Annotated in this window: 21 protein-coding genes and 1 pseudogene; 3 read left to right on the top strand and 19 right to left on the bottom strand. The window is 36.9% G+C overall.

What is annotated here, in order from left to right:
• Positions 1-59: 59 nt before the first annotated feature.
• The 18 genes and pseudogenes from AC0VYH_RS06135 to AC0VYH_RS06050 form a co-directional block, all read right to left on the bottom strand.
• Positions 60-260, bottom strand: a complete 201-nt coding sequence (locus AC0VYH_RS06135) for a hypothetical protein (protein WP_475366876.1) — start codon at positions 258-260, stop codon at positions 60-62.
• A 20-nt stretch (positions 261-280) separates the two neighbouring features.
• Positions 281-790 (bottom strand): GNAT family N-acetyltransferase, encoded by a 510-nt coding sequence (locus tag AC0VYH_RS06130; protein ID WP_475373441.1) that lies wholly within the window; start codon positions 788-790, stop codon positions 281-283.
• Between the two features lie 51 nt (positions 791-841).
• On the bottom strand, positions 842-1,597 hold the full coding sequence (istB, locus tag AC0VYH_RS06125; protein WP_475373440.1) for an IS21-like element helper ATPase IstB: 756 nt from the start codon (positions 1,595-1,597) through the stop codon (positions 842-844).
• Positions 1,594-3,132, bottom strand: coding sequence for an IS21 family transposase (gene istA, locus AC0VYH_RS06120; protein ID WP_475373439.1), 1,539 nt, complete (start codon positions 3,130-3,132; stop codon positions 1,594-1,596). The genes istB and istA overlap by 4 nt, the downstream gene beginning before the upstream one ends.
• Positions 3,133-3,158: 26 nt before the next feature.
• Complete coding sequence (locus AC0VYH_RS06115; RefSeq protein ID WP_475373438.1) at positions 3,159-3,716, bottom strand: GNAT family N-acetyltransferase; 558 nt, start codon at positions 3,714-3,716, stop codon at positions 3,159-3,161.
• A gap of 475 nt (positions 3,717-4,191) precedes the next feature.
• The gene (locus AC0VYH_RS06110) at positions 4,192-4,446 is read right to left on the bottom strand and encodes a hypothetical protein (RefSeq protein ID WP_475366874.1); all 255 of its coding nucleotides are present in this window, start codon (positions 4,444-4,446) and stop codon (positions 4,192-4,194) included.
• A 369-nt stretch (positions 4,447-4,815) separates the two neighbouring features.
• Entirely contained in the window at positions 4,816-4,995 is a 180-nt protein-coding gene (locus AC0VYH_RS06105) for a hypothetical protein (RefSeq protein ID WP_430245134.1), read from the bottom strand.
• A gap of 553 nt (positions 4,996-5,548) precedes the next feature.
• A pseudogene (locus tag AC0VYH_RS06100) lies at positions 5,549-6,221 on the bottom strand (5'-methylthioadenosine/S-adenosylhomocysteine nucleosidase family protein).
• Positions 6,222-6,422: 201 nt separating this feature from the next.
• Positions 6,423-6,725, bottom strand: a complete 303-nt coding sequence (locus AC0VYH_RS06095; RefSeq protein WP_475367468.1) for a lysostaphin resistance A-like protein — start codon at positions 6,723-6,725, stop codon at positions 6,423-6,425.
• Positions 6,726-7,349: 624 nt separating this feature from the next.
• Positions 7,350-7,868: a GNAT family N-acetyltransferase gene (locus tag AC0VYH_RS06090; protein WP_475367467.1), complete on the bottom strand. Its 519-nt coding sequence runs from the start codon at positions 7,866-7,868 to the stop codon at positions 7,350-7,352.
• Between the two features lie 278 nt (positions 7,869-8,146).
• Entirely contained in the window at positions 8,147-9,415 is a 1,269-nt protein-coding gene (locus AC0VYH_RS06085) for an L-lactate MFS transporter (protein ID WP_475366872.1), read from the bottom strand.
• Between the two features lie 286 nt (positions 9,416-9,701).
• Complete coding sequence (locus tag AC0VYH_RS06080) at positions 9,702-9,881, bottom strand: glycine zipper domain-containing protein (RefSeq protein WP_475366871.1); 180 nt, start codon at positions 9,879-9,881, stop codon at positions 9,702-9,704.
• Between the two features lie 650 nt (positions 9,882-10,531).
• Positions 10,532-10,876, bottom strand: a complete 345-nt coding sequence (locus AC0VYH_RS06075; protein ID WP_430245140.1) for a hypothetical protein — start codon at positions 10,874-10,876, stop codon at positions 10,532-10,534.
• 388 nt (positions 10,877-11,264) lie between these two features.
• Positions 11,265-11,495 (bottom strand): PF20097 family protein, encoded by a 231-nt coding sequence (locus AC0VYH_RS06070; protein WP_283152820.1) that lies wholly within the window; start codon positions 11,493-11,495, stop codon positions 11,265-11,267.
• A 729-nt stretch (positions 11,496-12,224) separates the two neighbouring features.
• A complete protein-coding gene (locus tag AC0VYH_RS06065; protein ID WP_475367466.1) occupies positions 12,225-12,350 on the bottom strand; it encodes a DUF3953 domain-containing protein in 126 nt (41 codons plus the stop codon).
• 199 nt (positions 12,351-12,549) lie between these two features.
• Positions 12,550-12,813: a hypothetical protein gene (locus AC0VYH_RS06060; protein WP_475366870.1), complete on the bottom strand. Its 264-nt coding sequence runs from the start codon at positions 12,811-12,813 to the stop codon at positions 12,550-12,552.
• A gap of 240 nt (positions 12,814-13,053) precedes the next feature.
• The gene (locus AC0VYH_RS06055) at positions 13,054-13,611 is read right to left on the bottom strand and encodes a hypothetical protein (protein WP_475366869.1); all 558 of its coding nucleotides are present in this window, start codon (positions 13,609-13,611) and stop codon (positions 13,054-13,056) included.
• A gap of 367 nt (positions 13,612-13,978) precedes the next feature.
• The gene (locus AC0VYH_RS06050) at positions 13,979-15,802 is read right to left on the bottom strand and encodes a solute:sodium symporter family transporter (protein ID WP_475368623.1); all 1,824 of its coding nucleotides are present in this window, start codon (positions 15,800-15,802) and stop codon (positions 13,979-13,981) included.
• A 353-nt stretch (positions 15,803-16,155) separates the two neighbouring features.
• Here AC0VYH_RS06050 and AC0VYH_RS06045 point away from each other — a divergent pair, with 353 nt between their 5' ends.
• Positions 16,156-16,347 (top strand): hypothetical protein, encoded by a 192-nt coding sequence (locus tag AC0VYH_RS06045; protein ID WP_475366867.1) that lies wholly within the window; start codon positions 16,156-16,158, stop codon positions 16,345-16,347.
• A gap of 127 nt (positions 16,348-16,474) precedes the next feature.
• Here AC0VYH_RS06045 and AC0VYH_RS06040 read toward each other — a convergent pair whose 3' ends face one another.
• Positions 16,475-17,653 carry a hypothetical protein gene (locus tag AC0VYH_RS06040; RefSeq protein WP_475373437.1) on the bottom strand — a complete coding sequence of 393 codons (1,179 nt, stop codon included), beginning with the start codon at positions 17,651-17,653 and terminating at the stop codon, positions 16,475-16,477.
• 178 nt (positions 17,654-17,831) lie between these two features.
• On the opposite strand from AC0VYH_RS06040, the gene AC0VYH_RS06035 reads away from it, so the two are divergent.
• Positions 17,832-18,134 (top strand): hypothetical protein, encoded by a 303-nt coding sequence (locus AC0VYH_RS06035; protein ID WP_475366865.1) that lies wholly within the window; start codon positions 17,832-17,834, stop codon positions 18,132-18,134.
• 215 nt (positions 18,135-18,349) lie between these two features.
• The gene (locus AC0VYH_RS06030) at positions 18,350-18,889 is read left to right on the top strand and encodes a 2'-5' RNA ligase family protein (protein WP_475366864.1); all 540 of its coding nucleotides are present in this window, start codon (positions 18,350-18,352) and stop codon (positions 18,887-18,889) included.
• The last annotated feature ends 10 nt before the right edge of the window (positions 18,890-18,899 follow it).

The following is an 18,899-nucleotide window of genomic DNA, read 5'->3' as shown; positions in this document are numbered from 1 at the left end:
ACTTGAAAACTAGCTTCAGAAATATCTTCTAGTCCAAAAAAATTCTCACCCGGTAATGTTTAATGCTCTTCCTTCATGGATCTTTTAATATCAAAAAAACCTATCATTCCACACACCAATACGCCCAATAATAAAACACTTGTAAGAATCCAATGATCTCCCCAACTAGTGATGGCGCTAATTAGACAACTGAATGCTATAGCTATCGCTCCATACTTTTCTCGCCATTTATCTAATTTAGACATATAAGCACTCTTCATCAAACACCTCCATAAAACAATCAACCTTCATCAAGCGGAATAATATACACTAAATAATTCAAATAATTCTCTAATCCTATATTTTTAGCAATTACATTAGAAGGCTTATTTGCCTCTTCACAATCCCAGTAAGCAATCATACCCTTGCTCACACAATCTTTCACAACACAGTGGGCTGCCTTCTGACCTAATTTATTCCCCTGATACTCCTTTATTGTTTCTATATCTATACCGTGAACATTTTCAGCTACAAATCCTGAAAAGCATAAACTCACAATCATGTTTTGGTAGACAATACAATATCCAATACCTTTTCGAAAAAATTTCTCAGGAGAAGCCCAGAATCCCAAAACTTTCGAGTGTAAAATTCCTATGTTTTTAAGGTTTTTTTCCTTATTCCTATACAGCTCTTCATCGATTTTTAATATGTCATAACCACGTTTGATTGAAAGTGAGTATTGCGGAACGAAAAAGCCACTTGTGCGGAATTTTGAGCCATTAATTGCGGAGAATGGAGCCAGTGAATGCATAGAAGAGAGCCACCGGTTAAATTTCGCCAGTGACTCTCTTCTTTTATATGGTCAACGAGGAGCGACTAAACTATGCCGTTCACGCATTGATATGTGGCCATCGATTAGTATTTTATAAGAGTCATGGACAATCCGGTCAAGAATCGCATCAGCCACCTGGGCTTGTCCGAGTTTGGAATGCCACCCTTCGGGTGAGAACTGGGAACAAAAGATGGTAGAAGTCCGTTTGAGCCTCGCGTCGATAATTTCTAAAACGTGGAGTACTTGATTTTGAGACAGCTCACTCAGAAGCCATTCATCCAATATCAATAAATCAATCGATCTGTACTTTTTAATCAGTTTGCGAAAACTTCCGTCTGCCTCATGTTTGGCAACTGCGAGTTCATCCAATAATTCGGGCAATCGGATATATTTCACCTTGTAAAACTGCCGGCAGGCCTGAATGCCGAAGGCATTTGATATCCACGTCTTCCCGTTGCCTGAAGCGCCCATAAGGATAATATTATGATGCTTCTGAAGATAGGTGCCGGACGCCAGCTCTAAAATTAACTGCTTATCCAACTTACGGTCAGCGTGATACTCGATCAATTCAACGGCTGCGCTCGAGTCATCAAATGTGGCTTGTTTAATCAATCGGTCTAACTTATTCGACCTTCTGCGATCATATTCCGTATCCACCAATAGGTTAAAACGATCATCAAAATCCATGCCTTGGAAGTCTTTATTTTCATTCTGTAGTTGATATAAGTCCGCCATTCCACTCATCTTCATGTCCATTAACTTTCGTAAGGTTTCTTGGTTGATCATTTTTTATCCCTCCCAAAATAGGTAGCGCCTCTGGTAAAACCATAGTCCTCTGTCTGCGGTTCCCCAACTAGCTGTTTGTTCGCTTGCTTTTTCTTCTGCCTCTCCAAGATGCTTTTAAGAACGGCAACGGTGGGATGGGAGGATATCTCCAGTAAGGTCTTGGTCGCTTCCTCAAGCTCTGATTCCGTTCTTTTAGAGGCTGTACTCCTCAATCCGTTCAATATATTCAAAGCTTTCTTTTCAACATTTGTTTTCAAGATATGTTCAACCAGACGTTGCGTATTCGGTCCGACAGTCCTCGCCCATTTCCGGTTGTTTTCTGGATTGTGATCGAGATAAAGCCGATGGTGGTCTGGCATGTGATCCGGATTTGTGGCATACGAATCTTCTGATTTTTGTTTACGTGGATGGGATGCAATCCGCACATCTTTAAAGTACAATTCAATTACATCCGCAGTGATTCGGACATCGACATCCTCGCGGACGTATTCATAGGGGACGGAATAGAACTTATAGTCCACTTGAACGTGGTAGTTCGGTTGAACTTTGGCAGTTGCCCATTCCGTCATCTTGAACCGTGTTGGAGGTAGAGGATGAAGGTGGCTCTTCTCCTCTTCTTCAAACACTTTGAACCTAGAACCCTCGCGCTTTTGGAAATTCATCGTATTGATTTCTTCCAGCTTTTCAAAGATTCGTGCATTCAAATCCTCGAGATGAAAACACTGATAGTTTCGTAATGATGCAATGATCTGCCTTGATATGTATCCGACAGTTCCTTCTACACTCGCTTTGTCTTTCGGCTTTCTGACGCGACTGGGCACCACAACCGCCCGGTAGTAATCGGCTAATTCCCGGTAAGCTTCATTGATCATTGGATCGCCCCGGTGGGGCTTAGTCACGCCCGTCTTCAAATTATCAGGTACCAATGCCTCGGTAACGCCTCCAAAATATTCGAATGCATGAATATGTGCACGCAGCCAGGAAGTTGATTTCATATCAAGAAATGCCTCTACATAACTCAACTGACTGTAGGGAAGAGTGGCAATGAACACATACGCTGGTATAACCTCTCCGGTCGAATTATCCATGATTTTAAGCGTCGTTCCTGCCCAGTCCACCTCTAAAATCTCGCCTGGCTTTCTTCTAATTGGCATGGTCAGCTTATGCTTCTTTGCGAAGTTCCCATATTTTTCAGCGAATGTCCGATAGGCATATGGGACTTTTCCATCTTCTCTAGCTGCACTTGCATATTCGTTGTGCAGAAGCGTCAGGGTGACATTTTTCTTTTGTAGTTCTTTGTGAACCCACTCAAAATCAACGGGGCAGTATCCCTTTTCAATTGCTTGTTTCTCCGGGAACAAGTAAGTCCCAAGCCAATGATTATTCATGGAATCCTCTAACCCCCTTAACCCTCTTTCCTTAGCCCGCTGGACAACTTCAGCGATTGTATTTCGCGAGTGGCCGGTACTGGAACTGATCGTCCTCTGGCTTATGCCATCGAACTCCATCCCCAGAATCTTCCGATAATTAACCATAAAAAAATCCTCCTTCTACACAAGTGTCATGCTTTATAGGCATGTCCCTTAAGTATACCGGAGGCATATTGTGAAAATATGTTTTTGTGGCTCTCTACTCCGCAAATGGTGGCTCTATCTTCCGCAATCGGTGGTTTAATTTTGCGCATAAGTGGCTCATTCACCATGCAATATTCAGAAAGTTCACTATCACCTTTATAATGACCTCTCAACTTATAAACATTTTGATGTGATCGTTGTATGTGACGATGTTCAAAAATCCTTTCTATTATCTTATCCCATCTGGAATGGTTACCAATTGCTATAAAACTATTTAATCCGAGCTTCTTTGCTTCAGGAAAGATTACTTTATCAATAAAATCATTTATATGGGTGTTCAATAACTCATTTCTCTCATCTCCAATAAAGAAAAACCCATCATTATTACCCAACCAGATAAGACCTGTTTTAGGAGAATTAATTTGATCTACAAAAATCCTACCAGGGTTATTCCCTTCTATTACAGCTTTAACTTCTAAATGTCCTACATCATTTATTAACTTCTCGCATTTATAGAATTCAGCTTTATCAAGTTCACGAATCAATTAAAACCCTCCCCCAGAAATAACAAAAACCACTGGAATTCATCCCAATCATTTACAACATTTCTGATAGATCATCAATTATTTCTCTAACTTTATTTCACTCTTCTCCGAGATAGTAGAATAATAATACTGTGATGGAATCTTATTAATACAACTAGCTACTCAGAATTTTTTCTGTTTTTAGTAACTAAATTATATAAGCTGTTATGTTTATAATTGTAAGCAAACACGGAAATGAATAATGCGACCAGAATAGTAGATAAAACAATCTTAATTACCCCATATTTAGCATAAGCTCCAAAAAGCAACCCAAAAATTAAAGGATAACCAAACCACTTAGAAGAAAAAATCTCTCTAATAGAATTGATAATAAGAACCTCCAAACCCTAATAACATCATCCTGCAACCTTCTTACAGATAAGCTCCGACATAACTTGAATAAGCAAAGAACAATTTTGACTCCTATTTTTCTCATTTAGCTCTGAAACATGGGTATCAACACATTCAGTGAAACGATAATGCCTAGAGCTACTCCTATAACGACTGTGAAGTTACGGCCAGTATGTGCGCCATACTTTTTCTTGAATTGAACTCGTACCAAAGTGTAGACAATTGATGCACCAACCGCCACTAAGAATAATGACAGGGAAAACTTAAAAATAGTTTCTAACACTAGCCCTGTAATTAATGAAAGTAAGGTAAATTGGAGTATTTCTCCTGCCGTTTTCAAATCAATGCCTCCCCGTCTACATTTTTGAATGTTTTTAAGTCAGACTATACTAGGTTTTTACTAGATGATGTAGCAAAAGAGAATAACAATTTTGAAAAAAGGGCTTCAGAAGTTGTAAATGATACCGGAATATCTGATAGAATAACATTTTGTGGCCAAATGAAAGAAAACCTATAAAAAAACCTAAGGACATAAAAGTTACGGTCAAAGTCCTATTGGCGATTATTTTAATAAGAAGACACACCTTTTTCTTTCCAAATATTGCTTCATAATTTTAAATCCATTATCCATGCTCATCCTCATATTGCCAACTATATTTCCCTACATAACCGTACTCATTTGGCGAATTAAGAAAACGGCCATTTCAAATTAGTAGGTATCTTTCTTATTTCTCTTAAATCGATTAACAACTAAACCTGAAAGAGCAGATAGCAAAGTTACGATGAACCCTGTTGTCGGATTCAAGCTTTCCGAAAACTCCAACACACTCAATGTTAGGAGTAATATCGGGAAAAAAACTAGAAAGAAAACCTTTGTTTTCAAACTCATATATGTCCTCCTAAATCTATGATCAACTAAATCCCCCCAACTTCTAATACCAATTATTTCAAATTAGTTAAAGCAGTTCAATATTTTCTTAAATATAATAGAAGCTTACCTTATACAGATAAGCTCCAAAATTTTTAAGGATTTTTTTACATTTCACCTTTATATATTGACTATATTAATCAAACATAAAAATGAGTGCCATAACTGACATTGTCATTAAAATGAATGCACTAATAATAAAGGTAACGACTGAAGCGAAAATATATTTTCCCTTCTTAGAATAATAAATAGAGCTAGCTATAGCCAATAGAAATAGTATAGGAGAAATCACAATTCCATATGAGCCCAATGTTAGTATAGCTAGTAATAAAAATAGTAAAGGCAAGTATCTCAGCTCCTATTTTTCTTTTGTTCAGTTATCCTGCCCCTTCGTTCAATAACAGTACAATATTTTCTATGTAACCTTAGTAAACCCCAAAATCCTCCCATATAAAATGATTGATGGGCTATTCGTTAAATCAAAAACCATAACCTTTCTATTAAGCTTCATTTTTTATATAAATCTATTTAAATATTCGCCAAATATTTTGTTCATAACTTTCGGGGTATTTTCTAAATAAACATTCATTTGTTCAATGTTCGATTCGAATTTATTAGCGTTTCTTTCATCCGTTGGAAAATCAGATATTCCTTTAATAATAATGCATTCAACATCATTCTTCTTACAAATATAAGCAATTGCTCCCGCTTCTGTATCCGCTATGGTTATTTCGTTTTTTTTTCAGTTCTAAATAGTCCTTCCACATAACGACTGCTTTATCAGCGGTGCCAATTGTTCCTTTATCAAAATCATCTCCATATTTTGATAGATCAATATGAACGATGAAGGATTGTTTAATAAAAGGCTCAATTTCTTTTACCGTGCAATCATATTGAACGGCTTTGTCGGGCACAAAAATATCTAAATGACGAAACTGATCATCTATTCCTGCACATGTTCCAGCAACGATTACTTTAGTTAAATTAAATTTAGAAATCATATACTGATTACCACCAACACCATTTACTTTTCTTATACCAGTACTATAAAAAACAAGTTCGGTATCATTCATTGTTCTCATGAAATACTCCCCATATGGATAACCGAAACGTTCGTTATCTCTTATTCCGAAGTATTCCAAAGTTGCTTCGTACTCCCACTTCGTTGCTATGCTTATTCCTATCATCGACTAATCACCCTACATAAATAATTTTTCACTATTAGGTGGCTATATACACGGTCTGAATTTCATTTTTATTGCTATTCTTTTTTACTTTGCTCATCAACACTAGGTTATTAATTATGTAACCTTTGTTCCTAACCTGCTTCGTTAGCACAATAAGGAATAAACGCTATGCAGCTATCGCTCCGATTATATTGAATAAGTTCAAATTATCCACCCATTGAAAACCATCCCCAGGTTGATAACAATGTGAAAAACTATGGATGGGTATATACTCTTTGTCTTTAAAACTACGATTGCATAGAAAAGGCCACCGAAAGAAAAAAGCAAGCTTATTATTGGAGAAATGCCAATAGATATATGTAGAAGTCCAAATCCTATACTAGTTATTAAGACAGCATAAAAGGTAGAAACATTTCTTTTTAAGCTTGATAACATAATACCTCTCCAAATTACCTCTTCAAGAGTAGCATTTATGATTGCGAACAATATTCCGAAAAGTAACATTGATTTTACATAATTAATTTCTTGATGAATAAGTAACGGTACAAGTATTGTGCTCGAACCCATTAGCCCAAAAAGTAAAAAATACGATAATTTTATTGTGTGGAATGGCATTGTGATTCGTCTTTGCCAATCTGGTAATTTTGCGAAGAAAAAAATCTTCTGTTTAAATAACTTCAGTGAAATTACTGTTAGAACAAGTATCACCATAAGTAAACTTCTATTTATTAAGATTTTCGTTTCTACAGAAATTTTCCATTCATTGATGAAGGTGCTACCGATTTGAAACATCAATAGACCTAATAAGAAGAACATAAACAACGATACGGTAGCACGGTATTTATTAGTTTTAATGTAGAAAATGAGTAATAATATTAGCGGTAATAATCCCCAAACAAACAATTTAAATGAAAAAAGAATAATACCTGCAAAATAGAAAATGGCAGAAAATAAAAGGAACCAATTCTTCCTCGGGTAGTAAATACTAATTCCCCCTTCCCAAAACAACAATTCAATTGTTTTTTATTAATTATCATTCAATCTAGCTCTAAACCTGAATAAAGCGCTAGTTATTATTAAACTAACAACTCTGAGATTCTTGAAAAAAAACTCAGTTGAATACATGTTTCAGGAATAACTGAAGCTCTTATAATTCTCTATTCTTAACTTATAAAACACTTTATCCACCTTTACAATTGGAAACTTACTCGGTAACTCCCTTTTATCCACTGCTGTAAATCCATTTTTTTGATAAAACCTATGTGCAGCGAGGAATTGCGGAGTGGTCCCCAAGTATACTGTTTGAACGGAATTATTCTTTCCCCAGTCGATTGCTTTGTTTAAAAGTAATTTTGCAACTTGAAATTCAGATCCTCTATAACTTTTGTTTACAAACATCTTCCTTAGAGCAACTTGGTTGTGTCCTAAGTCTAACAAACTTATTGTTCCAATTACTTCATTACCTATTTTGGCTAACCAAAAGTTACCCTTCCCTATCTGATAAAACTCTGGAATTTTGAGCAAATCAGGTTGGTCTTCCTTAGTAATTGCGATATCATATTCATTCTGTTGTATATGTAAAATAAGTTCAGATACCTGTTTTTGATAAGCTTCCGAAAACTCTTCAATAGTTACTTTATTTATCAACCTTATCACTCTCCAATGTCCTAGATATATCCATCCATTTTCTATCTCCCTATCCAATCCTTTATTACCAATTATTTCAAAATTGAAGAAGTAACTCAATCTTTTATTTCACATAAAATGGAGCCTATCTTATTACAGATAAGCTCCTTTTTATGTGGAGACTCGGATTCTAGATATTCTGATGGATATATTAAACTAACACCCTCCCTAAGAAAAAAGTTGAACTTCGTCCTTAAGACGCGATCCAACTTTACAATGCACATGCTTTGGTTTGCTAATTAATAATTAACGGCTTCTTCTTGTTGTTGTTTTAGATTCTTCTCAGTCTTTTTAATGTCTAGCTTCATAAGAATGGAGACGATAAGCGCTAAGAATATTAAAGCAAGAAAAACGTAAAATACAGGAGTGTAACTATCGGTTCTAGCCCGAATTTGCGAAACAATCATAGGTCCAAATACGCCACCTAGGGACCATGTTGTCAACAAATACCCATGAATGGCACCGAGTTGTTTCGTTCCAAACAAATCACCAATAAATGCAGGGAGATTAGAGAATCCTCCGCCGTAACAAGTAACAACGAGGAAAATAAGAAGCTGGAATAAGATGATATTTGTTGTAATCGGAAGCATGAAAAAAGCAACAGTTTGTATTAAGAAAAAGATCAGAAAAACATTGGGGCGACCAATATAGTCTGAAGCTGTTGCCCAGCCAAGACGACCTCCACCATTAAACACACCCATAATTCCGACCATCGTGGCAGCTGCAGCGGCTGATAATCCTACAACTTCTTGAGCCATCGGTGAAGCAACTGAAATCATCATAATCCCAGCGGTAGTATTAATAAGCATCATTATCCAAAGCAGCCAAAAGCGCTTTGTTTTAACCGCTTCTTTTGAAGTCAATTGTTGTAAATCCTTTTTATAAACTTTATTCCCAGAGGCCATATTTTGTTTCATAGAAGCTGGCATCCAGCCTTCTGGGGGTGGTGCGATGTAAGAAGCACCTAAGATTATAAAAACAAAGTAAGCTGTCCCTAATATGTAAAATGTATTAGATATTCCAATTGAAGTCATTATATTGGCTGCAACTGGCGCAGTAATGAGAGCTCCTGTTCCAAAACCAAGTACCGCTAATCCTGTTGCTAATCCTCTTCGGTCAGGGAACCATTTGACAAGAGTTGATACGGGTGAAATATAGCCAATGCCAAGTCCAAATCCACTTGCTACCCCGTAGGACAATAGGAAAAGTGGAAGTGAATCAATCGCGATCGCAATCCCTGAACCGGCTTGTCCTGATCCAAACAAAACACCAGCCAGAATTGCTGATTTTCTTGGACCATTTTTTTCAACAAACTTTCCAAACAATGCTGCGGATGACCCGGCCAGTGCCATCATAATGGTAAATGCCATCGTTACTTGAGTTGGGGTCCAACCCATCTGTTCACTCACGGGGGTGGTATATACGCTATATGCGTAGGCACCTCCGATGGAAAGGTGGATGGAAATAGCTGATAAAGCAATTAACCATCTCTTTTTCATTGCTTGCATATTATGTACCTCCTTGACTCTATTTGTAAGCGTATTCACAAAACAGGATACATTGATTGAGTAAAAAAATCAAACTATTTAAAATTATTAGAATTAACCACAAAAACATGTAGTGGTATTGTAATGAAAATTTAAAAAATCTCAGTTCAGTGGACTGAGATTTTCTTTTCTATTTATTTCAAATTGCTTATTGAACTAAAGCTCCGAGTTTATTTAAGACTCGGATTCGAGATATCTCTTACTGTCTTTTCTTTAGTACAAGAATGAATAAGTAGTTTTTATATTCTTATTTTGCTTTATTTGAGTCAATTGTTGTTCCGAGTGTTACTCCAAAAACCAAACCTATACCAGCTCCAATTGCAAAGTCATCAAATATAGTTAACCCAAGCACTGCTCCTAAAGGTAACCCAATACCAATTCCAACCGCTAGATAAGTATCCCCTGTTGTTTTTTTTTTGCCCATCATTTACATTTCCCTTCTGATAACCTTATTTGCTTTTACTCTTCCTTAATCTTGCTCCGTAAGTTAAAAAATTTCATTTATGATGGTCCTTATGCTTAAGTAATTAGAGCGATTATCTATGAAGCAAACGCCCCAGTTAGCTTCATAACTTTTTATTTTCATTTAGAATTACATTGTCGTCTCTTTTTTCTCTTTCCAATGACTTACAATAAGGCTTGCAGAGAAAATTAACAATATCAACATAAAAATTGAAGAGATTAGTGATATAATTCCTGCTTGATTACTAATGTCATTAAAGAGTTCGAACAAAAAATAAGGCATTAACAGTATGCTTATTATAAATATAACAACTTCAATTTTCACTTTTCATACCTCCATTACAAATTTCCACTTTTAATTGCATCCACTCTACGGATGGGAAAGTGAATTTATTCAATAATCTGGTCGAATTTGTAATACCAATTATTTCAAATAAATACGCATAACTCAATCTTTAATTCCAGCTAAAAGGAGCCTATCTTATTAAAGATAAGCTCCGAGATAACGGAAGATGGTAACGAATCCTACTGTAGTTTTCACCTATCTTCATACGGAAGACTTAAATTCGACATTTCTTCAGGACTCTCAGATAATGTAATCAATAGAATAATATTCTAAGTTGCCTTTTCTACTTCAAATTTCAACCTATTTAAATCCCATACGTCCTCTTCATAATTTTTAATAACTTTCACCTGTACTTCTTTCCCTTCATCATATTGATCTGGATTGGATACTCTTATAGTATGTGAATCTGGCATCTCTTCAAATATATATGGCGTGCTAGATGATTCTGCATCACTAATTGTTGACCAAGATTCGACTTTGATCTCCATTTCCCCACTTTCATTGTTGATTTTAGTTATCTCTCCTTCAATAAATGTTGCTTCTTCAACCTGAAAGCAACCTATCAAAGTAATAGCTAAAGTTGCGATAATGAAAGTTATCTTGCTTTTAAACACTTGGAACCCACCTTAAGTACATTAATAATAGTGCTTGCACTTCACACAATCCTGTGCAAAAACTTAATACCAATTATTTCAAATCCGGACATAGAATTCAATCTTTACTTCATATATAAAAGAGCTTATCTTATTTCAGATAAGCTCCGATTTAAAGGAATATTCCTTCTAAGAGTTATCTCCTTTTTCGCATTATAAGAAGTATGACAACTACTATTAGAATGATTGGAACTAGAGAAATTAATGCTATGCTCATTCCGCCCATCCCCATATTATCCCTCCTATCAATACCGCACGCCCTGCACTATCTGTATAGAGCTCTTACCTTATCTTCAGCAAAAGCTCCGATTTAACCAAACAATAAACTCAATTCAAAATTACTTTACTGCTATTTTATATCTTTGTTTTCACCATGTTTGAAAATAACTACACTACACTCTTCACACCTTAACGCTGGAACTTTTTTGACTTTTAACCATGCATCACCTATTAATATTTCACTTCCAAAATCCGCAAAGATGGAATCAGGTGAGTCTGACCAGCAAATTCTTCGAGGAGAGAAAATATATCCTTGCTTCAATTGGTTACCACATTCAGGACACATTACAACATCGTCCATTGTTAATTACACCACCTTCATCGTAGCGTTCTTAATGGAATAACTGGTTAGCCTGCACCTTCAATTTTAAATTAACTTTTATTTTGCCCGATGATTATGTCATAAGGACGAGTACTTTATAAAGTATTAGCTCCGAAATAACTGAAGATATAAGTTCATCACACTTTCTAGTACTCTCTTTATGATCAATATTTCCCTGCTGAATTTAACAATTTATGGCTTATTACTAGTGAGGCAGGAATGCAAAAGATAACAAATATTATTATTCCGATTGCATCTGTTGCAAAACTGTAAGGTATATATTTGTTATAAATAAATCTAATGATCTTAAAGAATCCGTATAACAAAACACAAGTTATTATTAAATATAATATTTTGCCAGTCATTTCTTCCATTAAACCCCAACTCCTTTTACACAAAGTCATATGAAACCTCTCAATCCACCTATATATTACCAATTATTTCAAACAAAACCGGATAACTCAATCTTTAATTCAAGTTAAAAAGAGCTTATCTTGTTATAGATAAGCTCCGAATATATTGAAAGAAGCGAAATCAATTCCTTTTATTCTATACGTCATTCTCGCTCATTCTAAATTCTTTCTTATTTTTCTTTTATCATTAAGATTTAAAACAATCTCATAACAAAGGCAACGATTAAACCCGACCACTGCTTTACCTGTTGAGATACTGAAGCAAATCATCAGCTATCGGTCCGAAATTTGCTTATTATGCAAGTAAAAGTATTATTATCGCCGATGTAGCAACAAAGTAGAAAAATGAACTACGTCTATTACCTTTCTTAAGCTCATCTATTCCCGTCGCTAAAATCATTAGTAATAGAAATATAAACAAATAAGGTAGTAAATTATGATTACCTGTAACCTTGGCATATCCTCCTAGTACACCTATTATTAAGGCGCATATAATCCTAAGCAATTTCAAAAAAGTTTCAACTCTTTTCTAATCGATTAGATAAGAATAAGCGAAATCTCTTTTTCTTATCTTGTGCACTTTAGCTAAAGAATTTGGTCCAATATCACTCAAAGAATGTTTAAATTCTTTTTTTAATTCGATAAGATCGAACTAATACATAATCAACAAATATTTTACAATGAATACTTAAAAAACCGCCGAGAGTAACTTTTATGCATTTAGCTTCATTATTATCAGTTTTTAATTCTCTAGTTAACGTCGCTCTTAAAGCTAGCCCAATATTTTCATCCTGTAATTCTCCATCTACATATAACTTTTCACCTTTCCATTTATTTTCCACCTGAATTCGATGGCCATCATACGTAGCTTCAAATATCTTCATATCTCCACTCCCTTGATCGACAAAATTAATTCAATGAACCGGCTCTTTTTGTGAGCTCATATTAACAACCTTTTATTCCATTTAACTGCCCGTTTTTTTAGAACTTCAGAATCCATGTCCCCCCTTAAACTAACTCTTTACTAGCTAAAACAAAATAGAGCGTAATCCTTTTAGATTAACGCTCCGAATTACTTGAATAATTCTGTCTTATGTTTGATGTAAAGGCGTGAGTTCTTAACTTTACTCTCTCAAAGCATCTCTAAATTCTTCATCGTTTATATATCGAATGTCTTTTACTTTTCCTTCTTCATTTGTAGAAGCCATACCCTCAACATCCATCGTTTTGCTTTCGTCATTTTCTTTATTAGTATAAGTAACCTTCATTTTGAAGTCATATTCACCCTCTTTATCATCTTCTTCAAGTGCGACTTCTTCAACCTTTAAAATATTGTTAGGATGAGCTGCTTGCAAGAACCTTACTCCTCCACTAAGTTTTACTATGTCGTTCCCATAAAAATCATCAGTCACATATGGCTTGAATTTTTCTTCTCTATAGTCAGTGAGATTTTCAGCCATTTCTCCGTTAGATTCTAACATATTTTCCTGTTCCTCATTTGGACCAGTAAACATATTTTCCAACACTGTTTTAATATTTTCCTGAGCTTCTTTTGATTTGTCTACTTTCGGTTCACTCCCCTCTGAACTGTTACCCGTTTCTTCGGAGTTCGCGCAACCGACAGCTATTAGAAGGATTCCCAGCATTATAAAAGGTAGAAAGTACTTCTTCATTGTTTTCATTGTTTAACTCCCTCCCATTCTTCATATTCATAACACATTAACCCAGAACATCTATATATATCCTTTATAACTAACCCACTTATTCAAGAAACTTGCCCTAAGACTGTACCTTCCACACCATTCGCCCATCCTTATTTTACCATAAAATAGATCTATCAAATTTATAAGCTCCGTTACAACTCACAGGTCTTTTCATGCACCAGTTTTAAAGAAGCACTTCAAAGTAGCATTATTCACCAAACTTCAGAAGATGTTTAAGGAAAGGAAAACAGTCTCTAGTCATGTTCCCATATAAGCAAATTAAAAGGAGCCCGCTTCATCACCTAAGTTGAAGCGAGCCCCTTTTTAATTCAATGGACATCATTTATTAAAAATCTTTTTCAGAAAGATAGTTCATCTGAGGACTTTGCTTTTGGCCCCCTACTTCTTTTCCTGTTTCTTTCACAGCTTCCTTCGCTCTTCGAACAGCATGACCGTATTTACGCTCCCAACTCTTCGTTGCAATAGCGAATGCAATAAGCGTTACAACTGAAAGAGCTCCAGTCGCTGGTAGGAATGAAGGCGAGATCACCCCATCTGCATAAGCTACACCAATTGGTGAGAAAAGGATGTACGTTTCGCAAATGCTTGCGATTAATAAAATACCAGCTGGCGCGCTGTATTTCCAAGGCGTCATGTTGACCTTTGAAGCCTTCGGGAAAACATAAGCTTTTTTCTGTGGCTTAACGTAAGCAATCCCAAACATGATCGCCACTTCAGCGACAAATAGAATACCGTAAATATGAATAAAGTGAATGTCGAGCGGAAGACCAAAGAGCTGTTCTGTTCCCCACACCATCATGTAGTAAGCGACCACATGGAAAACAATCGCTACCTTCGCCGCTAATGCCGGCACCTTCTTCGAGATAATTCCGATCAATACAACAGCCACAATAGGGATGTTGAAAAAGCCTGTGAATTTTCGAATCAGGTCCCATAGTCCGTTCGGTGCGTACATCAACATCGGTGACACGAAAAACGTCACGAGTGCAATAATGGAGCCAAACCACTTACTAGATTTAATCAGCTGTTCGTCTGAGGCATCCTTTTTAAACGCAGGCTTATAAATATCAAGTGCAAACATCGTTGAAGCACTATTCAATAGGGAGTTGTACGAACTTAAGACGGCCCCAAGCAATACAGCTAAGAAAAAGCCAGATAAGTAAGGTGGCAGCACATTGGTTACGAGCGTAGGATACGCCAGGTCAACGGACTTAAGATTCCCACCGTAAAGGTGAAAAGCGATAACACCCGGAATCATCATGAAAATCGGAATGAGAAGCTTAAAGAATCCGGAAAAAATAACGCCTTTCTGGCCTTCCTTTAAGTTCTGTGCACCGAGCGTGCGCTGAATGACGTATTGATTTGTTGCCCAGTAAAACATGTTAGCGATAATCAGACCGGTGAAAATTGTACCGAATGGAACCGAATCATCCGCTCCGCCAATCGCATTCAGTTTTTCGGGATTTGTCGTTGTGATGGTTTTTACACCGTTTAGAAAGGCGCCATCTCCAAGTGCGACAAGTCCGAGAATCGGAACAAGCGCTCCGATAATGAGTAGACCGACTCCATTGATTGTATCGGAAACGGCAACGGCTTTTAACCCGCCGAAGATCGCATACACCGCACCGATGATGCCGATCCCCCAAATTACAACCCAGATCGACTGGGTGTATGTAATGCCTAAAATCGATGGTACATCAAACAATTTCAGAACGGCTAGAGCCCCAGAGTAGAGCATCGAAGGAATCGTGACGAGTACGTACCCAACCATAAATAAAACGACAGTATAGCGACGTACCCCTTCATCAAACCGTTTACTAAGAAATTCAGGAAGGGTTGTAATTGACATGTTCAAATATTTTGGTAGCAAATAAAGTCCCATGAGAACAACCGCTACCCCTGCCGTTACTTCCCAGGCCATGTTCGATAAATTCGTCCGAAACGCCTGACCATTTAATCCAACTAACTGCTCAGCAGAAAGGTTCGTTAGCAAAAGCGATCCTGCAATAAACCCACCGCTCAATCCTCTTCCTGCCAGAAAATAACCTTCTGACCCATTCGTTGTTCCTCTTGTTTTCCGATAAGCTATGTATCCAACAAGCACCATGAATGCTATACACGTAAGCAATGTAAACCATAGTGACTGCATCTTGACTCCTCCTCTACCCCAAGAAAAAAATTTTCTCGTATGATTGTAGTAGATGGAATATCCTTTTTATTATATTAGTAAACATTTATTTGAAATTTGGGGTAGAAAACAGGTGAAAGTTAGTAAAAAAGGAGTGGAATTCGGAAGATAATCTCTCATATAAAAAAGAGCATATAGTTCTTCCTAGTAAATCAAAAGATTTTCTAACATAATTAATAGAAAAAAGTGAATGTTGCGCATTTACCCCTTTCCCTATACACTGACACAACAAAATACTATACCTTTACGATCTACAACAGAAATAGAAAATTCCTATCAAGAATTACTCTATCACTACGAAAAGAGGTGAGTGCATGTATGCTACTGGTATGAGCACATTTGAATTTGTGATCTACTTCGCATTTATCATGCTATGCTTTGGGATGAGGATCTATCATGAACGTGTTAAAGAGCAAAAAAGCGAGATTCATCAGTTGAAAGAGGAAAATGAAAAGCTGAAAGAAGCCGTGCGTTATTATCATGAACAGCGGGGGAGTATGGGTTGAAAACGGAATAAAAAGAAGGAATTTAATCACAAGCAAACCATTATTCTAAAATATAAAAGACACATCCAAGCTGCATTCTGGATGTGTCTTTTGGATATTTATGATAAATCGCACTTTCATTGATTACTTATTCAAAGCCCACCCACGTAATCTCTCTCACTTTTTCATTAAATGAAAATTTCATTAAATGAGGTGCGTCACCATATTGATTTTCCACCTCTACTTCCCATGTGGACTCGTACTGTTGGATGTTGGTTTTTGGGGTTTCTTTTCGTACGCGTATGTATTCCTCTTCAGTAACGACCTTCTCTTCACCGTTCTTCTTTAGAAAGTATTTTCCATCTTTCTCATAGCCAATGTTATCCCCCGTATGACTCTCTAACCAATTTTCTACTTCGGTAGAGTTTTGTTGAGCGATATCCAGGATATTGGCTTCCGTGATTTGCGGCTTTTTCTCTAAGAGATCAAAAAGAAAGTACTCACGATAATCGCAATCCGCATCACAAACATCGACCACAAGCGCATCAGCTGGTAATTCACTACTTTCTACCTTTTCCTTACCTGCAGTACTAATTCTGTAGGATTCGTCATCTGTCTGAGGGTGATTTGTTCGTTGACCGCTCGCACTTAAATAGAAAGCATCCACATCCTTTTCTTTAAGCATAGGTTTCTTTATAAGGTCGATTTGTTTCAAGAAAAAATCCGCTTCCGTCAGCGTTTGACCCGCAAAATGTATTCCCTCACTTCCAACCTTCGTTCGTTCTACTATAAATTCCTTATCATTAGCTGCAAGTTCAATATTGTAGTGAACCTTCTCGGGAGAAGCGTTCTCTTCTACAACCATATTGAAATCGTTCATTGTTCCTTCATCACTGATTTCCATATCAAAATCGATTACTTTTGAAGAATCATTTTCATTTCCGAGCTTATTATGTATGTTCTTCCATTCTTCCGCTAAACTTCCACTATAGAAATTAGTATGAAGAAGAGCGACTTCCTGTGGTTGTTCATATAAAAAAGTTTGAACCCAAGGAACAATTGATGAGGTTACGAAGATAAATAAACCTACATAAACAGCACGCTTCTTAGCCTTCACATTTACTTTAGTTTTAGTGAAAAACAAGAAGTATACGAGGGCGCCGAGTGGAAGCCGCCAATCATTGAGTTGCAACGAAAATCCCCCAAGAAACGTATAGCCGATCAGCTTTAAGAACAAATAGTGTTCAGAATCAGCCGCCTTCCGAAAAATAATAATGAGAACTATTAGGATGAGAACGTAATATAACAACCAAATCAAGTTTTCCATGTTTCACCTCCTATCTAAACGGTACCATAGTGGCGGTGCCTGTCACCACCCGTTTTCGCTCGAACATTGTCGAACTGCTCCACTCCACCTAATCGTCACTCTATGGCGGTTTGTGATCTCCTTTTAACTCCACTATAATGGAGGGTAAGCTACTTAACAGGCTAGAAAGGAGTACGACATGTTTACGACATATCGCTCTAAAATGACAACCTGGAGAACGGTTTTCTTCATCTTTATCAGCGCGCTTACAACGCTTGCCATGTTTTTGATTGATCCGGTATCTTCTAGCTCCGGCGAATCTGCCGCTCTATATATCATGATTTTTATTTTAGTTGGGTGTGCGCTCTCGATATTAATGGCATTCGTTGTTTATCGAACAAGCGATGAGAAAAAAGGATGGGCTACGATCGGATTGCTGCTTACATTTTTCAACATCGCTGTAATCGCTTACTTTATCTATGTGGGTCTTCGGCTAGCATAAGCTGATTGAATATAAACCAAAAGCGTCACTCATAAAAAATCACTAAACAAAACAAGCGTCTTCCCTTTTACGGATGGGAAGACGCTTGTTTATGGACAGCTTCCATATGCGGACACGCCTTAAATCTATTCTCTTTCTAACAAAAGGACATCCTAACCAAGCATGCTTCGTGATAAAATACAATAAAAGGAAATGTGCAAAAAGGACTGAATCCCATGCCCAATCAATATTTTATCGGTATCACACCACCATCTGACTATCTTGCCAAAGTTGAACATTTCCAAAGAAAATGGATCAACTTCCTAGGAGTAGAACCACATATTACTCTGAAGGCACAGGGCGGACTAACTCCCGACAAGAAATGGATCAAAAAAGTGGAGAACGTATGTAAAAGGATACAGCCGTTCACAGTAGCATTAGCAGAACCTCACTACTTCGGTGACAATATCCTCTATCTAAGTGTCATTTCCGATTCGTTATTTTCGCTCCATGAAGCCATTGTAAAGGCGATTTCTCCACCCGAAGAGCTCATTAAGCAATACTTTGAATTAGATGACTACGTTGGGCATCTAACTCTCGGCAAAGAACAGTACGGTATATCGAAATCTGATTTAAAGGATATGGAGCTTTTAGCAGAACAGGAACTCACGCCCTATCCTACCTTCAAAGTAGAATCCATTCGAATTTATGAATTAAAGCCTAGCAGCAAGCGGTACGAACCTTATGTAGATCTTCCGCTAGGAGCAGATCTATAACTTATCTAAA

Source organism: Anaerobacillus sp. QJM3NY_32 (assembly GCF_056173645.1).
Note: the sequence above shows the minus strand (reverse complement) of the source record. Positions and strands in the feature narration are given on the sequence as shown.